The sequence below is a fragment of the Psychrobacter halotolerans genome (assembly GCF_039680845.1).
GTDB lineage: Bacteria > Pseudomonadota > Gammaproteobacteria > Pseudomonadales > Moraxellaceae > Psychrobacter.
Genome location: NZ_JBDKWD010000001.1, coordinates 304,671 through 319,376, shown reverse-complemented (window position 1 = coordinate 319,376; position 14,706 = coordinate 304,671). Strand labels below are relative to the sequence as shown.

Annotated in this window: 13 protein-coding genes; 5 read left to right on the top strand and 8 right to left on the bottom strand. The window is 44.3% G+C overall.

Annotation, left to right across the window (positions count from 1 at the left end):
- Positions 1–324: 324 nt before the first annotated feature.
- From rplU to lolA, 3 genes are all read left to right on the top strand, one after another.
- Complete coding sequence (rplU, locus tag AAJP47_RS01375) at positions 325–636, top strand: 50S ribosomal protein L21 (RefSeq protein WP_057761012.1); 312 nt, start codon at positions 325–327, stop codon at positions 634–636.
- A 91-nt stretch (positions 637–727) separates the two neighbouring features.
- Positions 728–985 (top strand): 50S ribosomal protein L27, encoded by a 258-nt coding sequence (gene rpmA, locus AAJP47_RS01370; protein WP_296237754.1) that lies wholly within the window; start codon positions 728–730, stop codon positions 983–985.
- Between the two features lie 373 nt (positions 986–1,358).
- Positions 1,359–2,057 carry an outer membrane lipoprotein periplasmic chaperone LolA gene (gene lolA / locus AAJP47_RS01365; RefSeq protein ID WP_346716552.1) on the top strand — a complete coding sequence of 233 codons (699 nt, stop codon included), beginning with the start codon at positions 1,359–1,361 and terminating at the stop codon, positions 2,055–2,057.
- Between the two features lie 134 nt (positions 2,058–2,191).
- Here the strand turns inward: lolA and scpB are convergent, their stop codons facing one another.
- The 8 genes from scpB to mrdA all read right to left on the bottom strand — a co-directional run bounded on the left by scpB (position 2,192) and on the right by mrdA (position 10,533).
- Positions 2,192–2,803, bottom strand: a complete 612-nt coding sequence (gene scpB / locus AAJP47_RS01360; RefSeq protein ID WP_346716115.1) for an SMC-Scp complex subunit ScpB — start codon at positions 2,801–2,803, stop codon at positions 2,192–2,194.
- A gap of 73 nt (positions 2,804–2,876) precedes the next feature.
- Entirely contained in the window at positions 2,877–3,788 is a 912-nt protein-coding gene (locus AAJP47_RS01355) for a segregation and condensation protein A (protein WP_346716114.1), read from the bottom strand.
- Between the two features lie 7 nt (positions 3,789–3,795).
- Entirely contained in the window at positions 3,796–4,881 is a 1,086-nt protein-coding gene (locus AAJP47_RS01350) for a tryptophan--tRNA ligase (RefSeq protein ID WP_346716113.1), read from the bottom strand.
- Positions 4,882–5,131: 250 nt separating this feature from the next.
- Positions 5,132–6,220 carry an LpxL/LpxP family acyltransferase gene (locus tag AAJP47_RS01345; protein WP_346716112.1) on the bottom strand — a complete coding sequence of 363 codons (1,089 nt, stop codon included), beginning with the start codon at positions 6,218–6,220 and terminating at the stop codon, positions 5,132–5,134.
- A gap of 534 nt (positions 6,221–6,754) precedes the next feature.
- Positions 6,755–7,141, bottom strand: coding sequence for a 30S ribosomal protein S9 (gene rpsI / locus AAJP47_RS01340; RefSeq protein ID WP_021813618.1), 387 nt, complete (start codon positions 7,139–7,141; stop codon positions 6,755–6,757).
- 10 nt (positions 7,142–7,151) lie between these two features.
- Positions 7,152–7,580, bottom strand: a complete 429-nt coding sequence (rplM, locus tag AAJP47_RS01335; RefSeq protein WP_346716111.1) for a 50S ribosomal protein L13 — start codon at positions 7,578–7,580, stop codon at positions 7,152–7,154.
- 254 nt (positions 7,581–7,834) lie between these two features.
- Entirely contained in the window at positions 7,835–8,521 is a 687-nt protein-coding gene (rsmD, locus tag AAJP47_RS01330) for a 16S rRNA (guanine(966)-N(2))-methyltransferase RsmD (protein ID WP_346716110.1), read from the bottom strand.
- Between the two features lie 23 nt (positions 8,522–8,544).
- Positions 8,545–10,533: a penicillin-binding protein 2 gene (gene mrdA / locus AAJP47_RS01325; RefSeq protein ID WP_346716109.1), complete on the bottom strand. Its 1,989-nt coding sequence runs from the start codon at positions 10,531–10,533 to the stop codon at positions 8,545–8,547.
- 536 nt (positions 10,534–11,069) lie between these two features.
- Here mrdA and AAJP47_RS01320 point away from each other — a divergent pair.
- Positions 11,070–12,404 carry a DUF445 domain-containing protein gene (locus AAJP47_RS01320; protein WP_346716108.1) on the top strand — a complete coding sequence of 445 codons (1,335 nt, stop codon included), beginning with the start codon at positions 11,070–11,072 and terminating at the stop codon, positions 12,402–12,404.
- Between the two features lie 223 nt (positions 12,405–12,627).
- Positions 12,628–14,706, top strand: a complete 2,079-nt coding sequence (locus AAJP47_RS01315) for a heme lyase CcmF/NrfE family subunit (protein ID WP_346716107.1) — start codon at positions 12,628–12,630, stop codon at positions 14,704–14,706.

Genomic DNA, 14,706 nt, shown 5'->3' with positions numbered 1-14,706 from the left:
AGGCAGGTAAGCGCGTAATAAAAGACTGTAAGTAACTGATTGTATAAGCTATAATAGCCGTCGTTAGGCATAAAGCACCACATTTTATCTTGATATGACTTATATTTGTTGAAAGTGCCGTTTTTGAGGGGCTTATAAATGAGGGTAATTATCGTAATAAAAGATAAGACAGTGAGTGTCATAGCTTTACAAATACAAGATGCGCTGCTTGCTTTTATAAGCAAAAAGACGTAAAATCTTGCCTTTAATTTTTCCCTGTCGTGTTCGTCGTAAAAGCGCTGGTATGACATCAGCCACGGCACACGGGTTAAACGGAGTCATACAATGTACGCAGTAATCAAAACTGGTGGTAAACAGCACCGTGTAGTCGTCGATGAGCTTTTAAAAGTTGAACTACTAAAAGCAGAAAAAGGCGAAACAATCAAATTTGAAGACGTGTTGATGGTTGTTGACGGCGATAACGTCAAAATCGGTCAACCTGTTGTCGATGGTGCAAGCGTAGAAGTTGAAGTGGTTGAGCATGGTCGCGGCGAAAAAATCCGTATCATCAAGCACAACCGTCGTAAGCATTACCACAAAGAGCAAGGTCACCGCCAATGGTACACCTTGTTAAAAATCAAAGCCATTAATGCCTAATCATCCATTTAGCTATGATTGCTAAATAGCGCACTAAATGCTTAAGAGTTGTCGCATCAGCGATAAGTCATATTAACAAGGAGATTTTCTCATGGCACATAAAAAAGCTGCCGGTTCGACTCGTAACGGTCGTGATTCAAACCCAAAAATGCTAGGCGTAAAAATCTTTGGTGGCCAAGCTATCACAGCTGGTAACATCATCGTTCGTCAACGTGGTACAGAATTCCACGCAGGCGAAGGCGTTGGCATGGGTCGTGACCATACTTTATTTGCACTGAATGACGGTGTTGTAAAGTTTGCGACCAAAGGTAAATTTAACCGTCGTTATGTGATGGTTGAAAGCGCATAATTGCCCATCTTAATTATTTCACTCTAATAGAATGAAGTGATTGGATGACCTAAAGCTCCTATTACCGTCTGGTAGTAGGGGCTTTTTTTATGCTTAGCCTTCTTGATAAATCGTTATCATGGTAGTAAGAGAGCGCGAAAAGCCGTTTCCTATATTCTTTAGTAGGGTGTTACCATTACGGTTACAAGTGTGTATGGCAGGCGTAGTAATGATTGCAAATCATGACTAGGCGCGTAATAAAAAAACTGGCACACTGTTCCCATCGTTTATGACCCCAAGTTTTATATGGGTGACGTAAACAATCATAGAAAACAAAAAATTTATTAAGACATTTTATTTTTAAGCGATTATGTACTTTGAGAGAGGATCAATGATGACTTTATTAAACAAGCAATCAGTTAAACAGACAACTTTAAAACAAAAAGTAATGAGCGGCGCACTAACAGGTATATTGATGACCTCACTGGGTGTGGCAGCGCCTATAGTTGCATTAACGCAAACGGCAACCGCTGCACCTGCTGATAACCTAACGGCTGCCAAACGTTTGAATAAATTGCTGACCAATACTAAAAGTATGACAGCAAATTTTAGTCAGACAACTAAAGGGGCGAGTAGTGGTACTTTTTCGGGTACGATGAACGTACAACGCCCAAACAACTTCCGCTGGGAAACAAAATCGCCATCAGAGCAGTTGATCGTTGCTAACGGTAATTCTATGTGGGTGTATGATAAAGACTTGGAGCAAGCAACTAAGCAGAATGTAGACAGTCAGGTCGGGAATACGCCAGCGCTTTTATTGTCAGGTGATCCAAGCAAAATTGATAAAAACTTTAAGATCACCCAGCCATACGACAATAAAAACTATTATGTACTTTATCCAAAATCCGATAGTGCCAGCTTTAAGAGCTTATCCATGAGCTTTAGCGGTGGTAAGCCTGTCATGATGGTATTGAATGATACCCTTGGTCAGACTACCTCAATTAAATTTAGCAACATCAAATTGAACCCAAGCATCAATAGCAGCCAGTTCAAATTTACACCACCAAAAGGCGTTGATGTTATCAATCAATAAGCCTTAGCGGTTTAAATCAATTCAAAATAAAAGAGGATAGATCGTTTAAGGTCTGTCCTTTTTTTTGTTAAAAATAAAGAGGGTTAAAGATGAACGGGTTGTTGCGTATTGATAAATTTTAAAGGGTATATACGCTACGACATGGCTTGGATAGCGTCTATATCTGGCATTGGCGGTAGTTCACCAAGATTGGTTAAGCCAAAAGCATCTAAAAACTGGGCAGTAGTATGGAGTAGCGCTGGACGACCTAACGTGTCTTTATGACCTTTTTCTATGATCCAGCCTTTATCAAATAGCTGGCGCAGTATATTACTTGAGAGGGTCACGCCGCGTACATGCTCGATGTCGCTACGAGTCACAGGTTGTTTATAAGCGATGACGCTCAAGGTTTCAAGCAGGGCTTGGCTCAGACGTTCTTGACGTTGGGGAAACACGCGCTGTATCAGATGGCTGTAGCTATCAGCAATTTGCAAACGATAACCACCAGCGGTCTTATGTAATTTTAAAACACTATGGTTCAAACGTTCTTGTAATAACGCCAAAGCGTCTTGCAACTCTTTGGTCGATAAAGACAAATACTTCTTAAGATCATTTGCGGTCAGTGGCGCTTCTGAGGCATGTAACAACACTTCAATCTGCTTGCTCAACGCCTCAAGAGCGCGCGGTTCATCAGACGACACAGACGCAGTTTTAGGTCTTGGTGGTTGTGTATTACGACTGGGTTTTGTGTCATCCACATTAGCCATTGGCTCGGTACTCTTTTTCTTTAGTTATTGGGTTTTCAATCATGTCGCTGGTAGGAAAAGCTATTCTTATTGACTAAACCAACCATTGCAACATCAAATGTTCAAGTGGTTCGCCTGTATCAGACTGAGACTGAGACTGAGACTGAGACTGAGACTGAGACTGAGACTGAGACTGAGACTGAGACTGAGATGGAGAGAGACTCTTGCTATCCTTGTTATCGGCTAAGCTCTCACTATTCGACTCAGTTGTCACCACACCGATCAATTGCCGCTTCATCAATTCAAGAACAGCGACGAAACTGACGACCACACCGACTTTCCCTTGGGCTTTATCTAGTAGCTCATAAAAGGAGCGTGAACCCGCTGTGCTTAATTGGCGACTGATACTGGCAATCCGATCTGCAAGCGGTACGATATCGACTTTGATGGTATGCATCTGATAGTCTGGCTGCAATTGCATCTTAAACAAGCTATCGATCAATAAGGTAGGCGAGTAATGTGGTAATTCAGCATTCATTACTTCTTGATCTGGCATACTGACCATCGCTAAAAATACATCGCGCTCTAAACGAACCAGATTGTCCAAACGCTGACTGGCGGCTTTAATTTGGGCATATTCTTCCAGCCGTTCAATCAGCTCCGCTTTTGGGTCGCGCTCATCGGTCGGCGTTTCTGGTTTGGGCAGTAGTAGCTCAGTTTTGATCGCAATCAGGGTTGAGGCCATCAACAAATAATCACCTGCCAACTCAAAATGCGCCGTGTCCAGCTCGCTGATATAAGCCAAATACTGCTCGGTGATGGGCAATATCGGCAGTTGCGTCAAATCCACGTTATTCTTTTTGACCAGATATAACAAAAAATCCAGTGGTCCTGCGAACTGCTCTAACCAAATAGCAAACGCTTGTGGCGGCACATATAAATCTTCTGGCAAGTGTTGTACGGGCGTTTGATAAATGCGTAGAGCAGTATTGTCACGTATATCCATAATGCTTTTATTTAAGCTTAGCAAGTGAGCGAATACCAATAGCGCGGCGCGTTTTATCTAATTGCTTGCGGCTGTGACGACGGGCTTTGTCTGCGCCCATTTGTAAGATTTCTTCCAGCTCTTTGGGATTGGCCATCAGTTCTTCATAACGCTCGCGAAATGGAGCAATCTCGCTATTGATTTTATCAAACAAGGCTTGTTTGGCATCGCCCCAACCGATTCCTGATGCGTATCGTGCACGCATATCAGCAATCTCTTCAGGAGTCGCAAAGGCTTTATAAATCTCAAAAATAGCAGAGTCATCAGGATCTTTTGGCTCATCAGGCAATTGTGAGTTGGTCACAATTTTCATGATGGCTTTGTGCATCTGTTTTTCAGAGCTCACTTGCGGATTAGACTCACCAAATAAGGGTATGGTGTTGCTATAGCTCTTGCTCATCTTACGACCATCAAGACCCGTTAATAGCGGAATATTATCATCGACAACCGCTGACGGTAGTGTAAAGAGGGTTTTATAACGATGATTGAAGGTACCAGCGATATCACGCGCCATTTCAATATGCTGAATTTGGTCACGACCAACAGGCACATGAGTGGCATTAAACATTAAGATATCAGCGGCCATTAGTACAGGATAACCGAATAGCCCCATGTTGATACCTTGATCAGCATCGACATCTTCTTTTTCCGTGTTGATATCGACCGCCGCTTTGTAAGCGTGGGCACGATTCATCAAGCCTTTGGCACATGAGCAGCTCAATACCCAAGCAAGCTCTGGAATCTCAGGGACGTCTGATTGACGATAAAAGGTCACACGCTCAGGATCAAGACCGCAAGCAATCCAAGTCGCTGCAATGGCCTTGGTCGATTCATGAATAATAGCAGGATCATAGCAACCGATAATGCCATGATAATCGGCCAAAAAGAAGAAGGCCTCATCGTCACTATTTTGGATAGACTGAATGGCTGGACGAATCGCGCCAACGTAATTTCCCAGATGCAGCGTGCCAGTCGGTTTGATACCCGTTAAAATTCGTTTGGCTTGTATTGAATTGTCAGGCGTGGGGGTCTCAGAGGTGTTGTTATTACTCATGGTAAGTCCGTTAAGTCGTTTATCAAGTTATTATATAGTCAATCCAATATAAAAAAGGCACAGCGAGACTGGGACTCATTTTTTTGATGCCTCTGTCTGCGAAGGCACAGCAAGCAAGAAAAATTGGTTCCAGTCTCGCTCTATCATGTCTTGTATCCATTTTATTTAGGATCAATAGATATAGGGTAAATAGGACAAAATATTAGCCGAAAGTATAGCAAACTTTATCAGTTCTTTTGGGAATAAAGGTCTACTTATAGATATCGCTACGACCATTTGGCCCATGCTTAAAGCGACGATGAAACCACATCCACTGAGTGGGATCGATACGAATGAGTCCTTCTAGCACTTCATTAACGCGAGTGGCATCAGCGACTTCATTATTGCTTGGATAATTTTCCAATTCGGGTGTAATGGTCAAATGATAGTGCGGGCGTTTGCCTTTAGGCAAGTTGTCTGGGGTTTGCCGATAAGTATGTAGTGCCATCACAGCGGGCGAGTGAGCTTTGTCACCCAGTTTGGCCATGCGACGGGCAGCAGTAATGGTCGCGGCTGGTACGCCAAAAAAAGGCGCCATCACACCCTGCTTTAGGCCATAATCTTGGTCAGGAGAATACCAAATAACGTGTCCGGCTTTAATAGAAGTGACTAAGCTCCGCATATCACGGCTGGAGATTTGCTTGCCAAAGACATTGGTACGACCATTATAAATAAACCAGTCGAGTAGTGGGTTGTTTTGCGTGCGGTACATACAGTCCACAGGGAAAAACTGAGCGCAAAATAAGCCACCCAAATCAAGCATCGTATAATGTGCTCCTAACAAAATCACGGGACGATTGTCGTTTTGGGCATTGACGATATGTTGCAAGCCAGAGATAGAAACCGTACGAGTAAAGACATTTGGACGAAACCATGCGCATAAGGTCTCGAATACGCCGATGCCTTGATTGACGAAGACTTGCTTAGCCATTAATTCACGCTCAGCTTCAGGCTTTTCTGGAAAGGCAAGTTTGAGATTGATCAACGTATCACGGCGACGTGAGCCTGCGATCTTATAACACAGTACACCGAACTGACGTCCGAGCCAAAACTGCCATCTCAGCGGCAAATACATAATTGGCAATAACATAAAAAACAGTAACCAAATGGCCCAGTATTTCGGCAATAAAAATTGCCATTGAAACGATTTTTTATCCGCGTGTGCTGTGCGCTTATGCGTCTGCTTAATCGTAGGCGTCCCTTCAGGCAGGGCAGGCGATTTTACCGACTGTTGTACGTTCGGGGAGCGGGTTTTGTTTGAAGATTGCTTACTGGGATCGTATTGTTCGGGCGCTTTCATAATGTCCTTTTGCAGCACGGTTTATGGAATCGGATTATTGCTGTCTTATAGCACTGTCTTGCAGCAATGCATTTACAATACTGTTTTATAGTACTGGGGCTAATGAGAAAATTTAGTATCATGATGGGGTAGCGTCAGGCGCTTTGCAAGCTTGAATTTCTAAGACGCGCCTATTCTAATAGAGTGAGTTCGGTATAAAAACGAGTCAGCGGGACGTGTATGAATTTTTTGCAGCCTCTGTCAGCAACGGCAAAGCAAGCCAGAAAATTTATATCAGTTCCGCGTTATAAAATAACGTATCGGTTTTATTTAGAATCGACTATATATTGACACTTGGTAAATGACTATAAAAGACATAGGTAGCATTCAAGTTTTTAAACATTGTGCATCAAAGACAGCGATAGACGGGCATAAAAAAACCTTACAAGCTGTGACCAGCTTATAAGGTTTTGCAAAACTATCTGCTTACTTAATACGACAACTGCAGCTCCGAGAAAAAGACAACAGTTGCAAAAAAATAAGAGATCGCTTTGATTAACGTTTTGAGAATTGTGGACGTTTACGTGCTTTACGTAGACCCAATTTCTTACGTTCAACTTGACGTGAATCACGAGTAACAAAACCAGCTGCTTTTAGAGCAGGTTTCAAAGTTTCGTCAGCTTCGATCAATGCACGAGTAATGCCGTGGCGAATTGCGCCCGCTTGACCACTGATACCACCGCCTGCAACAGTGACATATAGATCATATGCATTAGCAGAATCAAGTAGTTCTAGAGGCTGGCGAACAACCATGCGTGAAGTTTCGCGGCTGAAGTATTCGTCAAGTGGCTTACCGTTAACAACGATACTACCTGTACCTTTTGATAAAAAGACACGAGCAGTAGACGTCTTGCGGCGACCAGTTCCGTAATTGCGTTCCATAAGTATATCCTTAGATGTCTAGTTCTTTAGGTTGCTGTGCAGTATGTGGATGTTCAGTACCCGCATATAGCTTTAGCTTCTTGATCATTGCATAGCCAAGAGGGCCTTTTGGAAGCATACCCTTAACTGCTTTGTGTAGAACATCTTCAGGCTTATGTGCAAGCAGCTTATTGAAGTTGGTTTCTTTAATACCGCCTGGGTAGCCAGTGTGGCGATAGTATTTTTTATCTTGTGCTTTTTTACCCGTTACCGTGATTTTGTCAGCATTGATGACAACAATAAAATCACCAGTGTCTACGTGCGGCGTAAAAGAAGGCTTGTGCTTGCCACGTAAGCGACTAGCGATTTGAGTGGCTAAGCGACCAAGGGTTTTGCCGTCAGCATCTACGACATACCAGTCATGGGTCACTTCAGCTGGTTTTGCACTAAGTGTTTTCATGATAAAACCTTAAAATTAGAATTCGTTGAGAGTTTAGCTGGGAACGGGGCTCTCAAAAAACAGACTGCACATTATAAGCAGTAGCGCCTACGCTTGCAAGCTGCATTGGGGTTTATTTTTGCCTTATATACATTAAACTGCAGCGTTGGGCCAGTTTTTAAGCGGTTTTAGACATTTTTAACCGATATTAGATGATTTTATAAAATAGTGCCCATCAAATAATGGCGGTCATGGCGCTTAGTAAGCACGCACAATTATGACAACGACAACTGGTAAAGTCCAGCAACAACTTGTCCGACTTTGGTCTGTTTTAAACAGTCAAAACCGATTGTCGCTTGATTTGATGATTGCTGAGCGCTCACATGTTCGTTGAGCGTGCTTGCTAATTGGGTCAATTGACCATCCAAATCTTTATCTGCTTCCAAATAAATCAATGTCTCTGTATCAATGAATGACTGAGTAATCAATGCCGTCAGAATGGGTTGCCACAAATCTTGTGCGTAAGGTGGATCAATAAATACCACATCGAAATGGGGTTGGGTTGGCTGATTTTGCGTCAATACCTGCTCAGCGGTGCCCTGAATGATTTGATAGGTAGTGGCGTCAAGCCGTAATTGTTCGGTACTCTGACACAACATATTTTTTTGCGAGGCATTGACTTCGATAAAGGTGGCATGAGCCGCGCCGCGTGATAAGGCTTCAAATCCTAAGACGCCGCTACCAGCGCAACTATCAAGTACGTAAGCGCCATGTATGTCAGTCAAAAGCCAGTTAAATAGTGTCTCGCGCAGGCGATCTGGTGTTGGACGTAAACCCTCGGCATCAACGAAACGCACGATACGACGTTTAAATTGACCGCCAATGATGCGTACATCGCCTGCTGCCATACGGTTGGCTTTGCTGTTTTTTCTAGGCACACGGCCGTTTGAGGGTTTTGTCATTGTCTGTCTCGTTTACCGTCTTTTTACTCAGCGGGTGCGGTTGTGGCTGCTTGCTCTTCTAATGCTTGTGCCTCTTCTAGGGCTTTTTCTTCTTTGTCACGTAAGGCATCACGAACCGCCTTTTGTGCTGCTTTTTGACTTTTAATGACGCGAAGTTGATCCGGTGTTGGTGGCAAAATAGGATTGGTTTTGCGCTGTAATACCCAATAATCAAACAATTCACGACCAATTGGAGCGGCAACGGCACCGCCGCCACCACCGTTCTCGACCAAGATAGCAAGGGCGATTTGTGGGTCGTCTACGGGCGCAAAGCCATTGAACCAAGCGTGATCCCAGTAACGTGAATCCAGCGCCGCTTTATTATAACTCTTGCCTTGGGCAATGGATTTTACTTGCGCGGTTCCTGACTTCCCAGCGATACGATACTTGGGATTATAAGCGCGGCGTGCAGTACCACTCTCAACCGTGGTTTCCATCGCATCGTGCATACGTATCCAGTCAGAAGGCTTGCCATTATAATCAATTCTACCATCGGGCTTGGTGATGACGTTCACTTTTGCCGCACCGTCGCTACTCTTTAACAGATGCGGTGTGATGTGATGGCCTTTATTTGCCGTCATAGCCGTGGCATTGGCAATCTGTAGCGGTGTCGCTAAGAAATAGCCTTGACCAATACTGACCGAAATGGTTTCGCCAGGCAACCAACCTTTATCGTAGGTCTCTTTTTTCCATTTTGGTGAGGGCATAATGCCCGGTCTTTCATTGGGTAAGTCGATGCCCGTTTTTTCACCAAAACCAAACCGTACCATCCAGTCGTGCAAGCGCTGGATACCCATCTCGTAGGCCAATTTATAATAATAAGTATCCACTGACATGACGATGGATTTTTTTAGATCGACCGTACCATGACCGCCGCGCTTCCAATCACGAAAACGATGAGAATCTCCCGGTAGGCTAAAATAGCCCGGATCATAGATGGTGGTATCCCAATTACGCAAACCATAATGGATACCGCCCAATCCCTCAAAGGGTTTGATTGTCGAACCGGGTGGATAGGTGCCTTGTAACGCACGATTGTATAATGGCTCGTCAGGGTCTTCTCGTAGCGCATCATAATCTTTAAAAGAGATGCCCGAAATAAAGGGATTTGGGTCATAGCTTGGATTACTGACAAAGGCGAGTACGTCACCGTTTTTTGGATCGATGGCGACAATCGCACCGCGGCGACCGTCAAGCTGCTGTTGCGCCACGGTTTGCAGACCGTAATCTAAGCTCAACGTAATGTCGTTACCAGATATCGGCGGCTTGGTATCGAGTTGCCGTAAAATATTGCCATGTGCGTCGGTTTCTACCGATTGGTAGCCGGGCTGTCCCAGTAAAACATCTTCATAATAATCTTCGATGCCAATTTTACCGATCAGATCGGTACCAGCGTATTTATCCTTATCAATGCGCTTGCTTTCTTTGTCATTGATACGGCCTACATAGCCAATTACATGAGCAAACAACTCGTCATATGGATAAGAGCGGGTCAGCTTGCTTTGAATATTCACACCGCGAAAGAAGGGCTTGCGCTCACTAAACTGTGCCAATTGCGCTTCAGTTAAATCGATTTTAACGGTCACAGGGTCGTTTTTACTTTTACTCACACGGGCTAAAATATCAGTAATGTCTTTGTCTGACAGATCAAAAATGGGCGCGAGTAAATGTAGGGTACGTTCAGGGTCATCAACCTCATCAGGGCTCAACATAGCCGTAAAGACAGGTTGATTGTCTGCCAATATTATACCGTTACGATCATAAATATAGCCGCGGCTAGGCGGTGCTGAGATCAGCTTGATACGGTTGTTATCGGCCTGAGTGGTGTACTTATCATGAGCGTAAACTTGCAAATAACCATAACGCGTTATCAAGCCGCCCAAACCAGCAAATATTAAAATCCCAAGGATAATAATACGGCTGGCAAAAACACTATTGACCCGTTCGGTACTGGGAGTTAGCGGTTTATTCATATAAAGTCAGAGCCCAAACAGTCAGTGAGTCAATAAAAAAGAAGTAAATGAGTGGGGTAGTGGCGCAAAGTGAGGTGAGCATAAAGGATAATACAAAGGATTTCAATCACATAGAGAGAACGGATGTAAGATTCTAACGCATTACATGGCCTACAGCTTGCAGATAGATGACAGATAGATAAATACTGGCATTTACCCATGAATTATAGCAGAACAAATGAGCAGACGCAGTAACTGACGACTTGTTTTATCAAGGACATTGGCGACAGGGCTTACAGATTTCATCAACAATCTGTCTTTATAAATAATAGGTGAAACGTGTCATCTCTAGTCACAACTTGCCGAGGGTCTACGTATGCTAATGGGTAGCAAGTATGCTAAAATCAGGCGATTTATTTTATAGTTATTTTTTTATTTTATAGACACCGTTAAAGGCAGAGCGCGTTCTTTTAAGCGTTCTCATTTGCTAACAGCCGTTTATTAGCAATAATCATTTATTAGCAACGACAATCAACCTGTCAGAGGCAAGATAAATCATGGATGCAACTTCATTGTGGCAAACGATAGCTGAGCACCCAGAGTTTTTTGCCATGCTAACCATTCCACCAGTAACGGCATTCGTTACTTGGATACATGTGTGGATGGCGCTCAAAATGCTGTTTTATCCCGTTAAGTTTTGGGGTATTCGTATTCCAAACTTTCCGTTTTTTGGGCTACCGGGGATCGGCTGGCAAGGCATCGTGCCGCGTAAGGCGGGTAAAATATCAGGCGTTATCGTTGATCAGACACTCTCAAAGCTTGGGTCTTTAGATGAGTTTTTTCAGGCAATGGAGCCTGAGCAGATGGCGATATTTATCACTGATACTGTTGATAAAAACCTTGAGCCATTGATTGATGAGATTATGCTGGATCATTCTCCGGCTTTGTGGGGCAATCTGCCTTACGCGGTAAAACGCCGCGTCTATGCGCAAGCGCATCAAGAATTGCCCAATATTATGCAGTCGCTTGTGACCGACTTGACCCATAATGTCGAAGATTTGGTCGATATGCGTAAGATGATTGTCAATACGATGGAGAATGATCGTCGGTTGATGGTTAATATGTTTTTGAAGGTGGGACAAAAAGAAATCAATTTTATTTGGCACATCAGCGCTTTGATTGGTTTGGTCTTCGGTATTATTCAGATGTTCCTGTTTTTGGTCGTGCCCCAGCATTGGACCGTGCCGTTTTTTGCCGCGATTTGGGGCTTTCTCACCAATTGGATCGCCATTTGGATGGTGTTCAATCCAGTAGAGCCACGCTTTATTCCTTATTTGAAGTTTTTTACTGCTCAAAGCCGTTTTCCGTTTATCAAACCGCAACTGCCTCATATTGCCCAATACCGTCTACAAGGCGGCTTTATGAAGCGTCAAGAAGAAGTGTCTGAGGTATTTGCTGAGATTGTGGTAAAGGATTTGGTCACGCTTGAAAATATCATGAACGAGATGATGTATGGTGAGCGTGCAGCGCAAACACGAGACTTGATGAAGTCGCATCTTTATACCGTACTAGAATCTCCCGTCATCAGCACCACATTGCGTGTTGGTTTGGGACGCCGTGAATATGGGCAGCTCAAGAACACCATCATTGATAAATCTATTATTGCCACGATGGTGCCGTTACGAGACCCCGAGCTCAATGAAAGCCGCGCGAGTAAGATATTTGGTCTGTTTCGCGATCGGATTCGTGCATTGACGCCTAGGGAATTCCAAAACTTATTGCGACCCGCATTTCGTGAGGATGAAATGACCTTGATCATTCTAGGCGGTTTGACAGGTTTTTTAGCAGGTTGGCTGCATTTGGTTTTGGTCTTTTTTCCAGCCATGCAATGATAAATAAGTTTCTGATTTCTTTATACACATCATATACAAAGTGGATACAGAAACGTGACAAGTTGACGCTAATGTAGCCTGCTGTAAGCCTTTCGTACTTTAAGGTTTATGGCAGTGCTGACAATGACAACAGTAGCGATCGATAGGGAATGGTTTTACCATTCTAGCACTCAAGTTTTTTAAACAAACAATGACCGTATTAGGGTAAACAAGGTTAGACCGTATGTTAATCACAGAATTGGGTTATTTTGCCTTGCTAGCCGCCTTTATGTTGGCGATTTTGCAGGTGGTATTACCAACCATTGGGATCATGCGCGATCATGTTGCTTGGCAGCGTCTTGCGCCAAGTCTTGCATGGGCGCAGTTTGCTGCGATGATTACCTCCTTTGCCGGATTGATGGCAGGCTTTTACTACAATGACTTTAGCTTAGTTTATGTCACTCAGCACTCTAATACGCTATTGCCTTGGTATTACAAATTATCAGCGACGTGGGGCGGTCATGAAGGGTCTTTACTGCTTTGGATGACCATCATGGCCACTTGGTGTGCGCTGGTCTCTTACTTTAGCCGTGGATTACCCTTGTCTATGCGCGCACGCGTGTTGGTCATTTTAGCAGGCGTACAGATGATGATGCTCGCCATGCTCATCTTCACCTCTTCTCCCTTTGATCGCACCTTACCCAATTTACCGGTAGATGGCGCGGATCTAAACCCTGTGTTGCAAGATTTTGGTTTGATTATTCATCCGCCTATGCTTTATATGGGCTATGTGGGTTTGGTCGTGCCATTTGCTTTTTGTATGGCGGCATTGTGGGAAGGACGTTTGGATGCGGTGTGGACGCGCTGGTCGCGCCCATGGGCACTGGCGGCTTGGGGCTTTTTGACCGTTGGTATCGCGCTTGGCTCATGGTGGGCTTATTATGAGCTTGGCTGGGGCGGCTGGTGGTTTTGGGATCCAGTAGAAAACGCTTCTTTGATGCCGTGGCTGGCAGGAACGGCATTACTGCATTCGTTGGCAGTCACTGAAAAACGCGGTGTCTTCAAGGCATGGACGATCATGCTAGCGATTTTTGCATTTGCGCTCAGTTTACTGGGTACATTCCTCGTACGCTCTGGTGTGATTACCTCGGTACACTCGTTTGCCGCCGATCCAACACGTGGTCTTGTGATCTTGATAATTCTAGGTGTGATCATTGGTGGCGGCTTACTCATGTTTGCTGTGCGCGGCTGGCGCTTGACCGTCGAGAGTCAATATCAGCTGATTTCACGTGAGTCATTTTTGGTGATAAACAACGTCATTCTTCTGATTTCGACCTTAGTTGTCCTGCTGGGCACACTGTATCCCATTATTGCCGACTCCTTTAATCTAGGTCAGGTATCGGTTGGCCCTCCTTACTTTAATGCCCTGTTTGTTCCTCTGGCATGGCTGCTACTAATAGCAATGGGTATGGGTTCAAATATCCGCTGGAAAAAAGACAATCGACCGCTCTTAAGCGCTGGTCTGGTGATTGCGGCAAGTAGCTTGGTATTAGCAGCGATTATCGCTTACTTTGTCAGCCCTTCAGCAATGCTGAATATCGGCGTGACATTGGCGATCAGTTTTTGGGTGCTACTGTGGATGGTGGTTGATTTCAGAGACAAAACCAAAAATGCCCCAAGCCGTCTCAAAGGGTTACGCCAGTTGCGTCTCAGTTATTGGGGTCAACAAACCGCTCATATCGGCGTGATTGTGACCGTTATTGGTATTGCCTTTACCACCACGCTCAGTATTGAACGCGATGTGGCGCTAGGACCGAATGACAGTGTCCATGTTCAAGGTTATGATTTTGTCGTGAAAGGCTTTCGTGAGCTAAAAGGCAGTAACTTTGATGCCACGCAAGCAGAAGTCGCGATCAGCAAAGAAGGTCGTGCGGTGACCACTTTGTACCCTGAAAAACGCAATTTTATTATCAGTATGATGCCGATGACTGAGGCGGCGATTGATGCCAGTCTCATGCGTGACGTATACGTAGCGCTTGGTGAGCCTATCGCTGAAAACAGCAATCAGTGGGCATTCCGTATTTATGTAAAACCGCTGATTCGTTGGGTATGGCTGGGTGCGCTTATCATCGCATTAGGAGCGGTATTAAGCATTTTTGATAGGCGTTATCGTATCAAAGAAACAAAAACCCTGACACCAATGGTGCCCAAAAAGTCAGGCATTATTGTAAGTACCGATACTAATGCCAGTGCAAATGCCAGTGCAAATGCCAATACTGACGTCGATTTAAGTACACCAGTCACCAACTCAGGGGACAAGTAA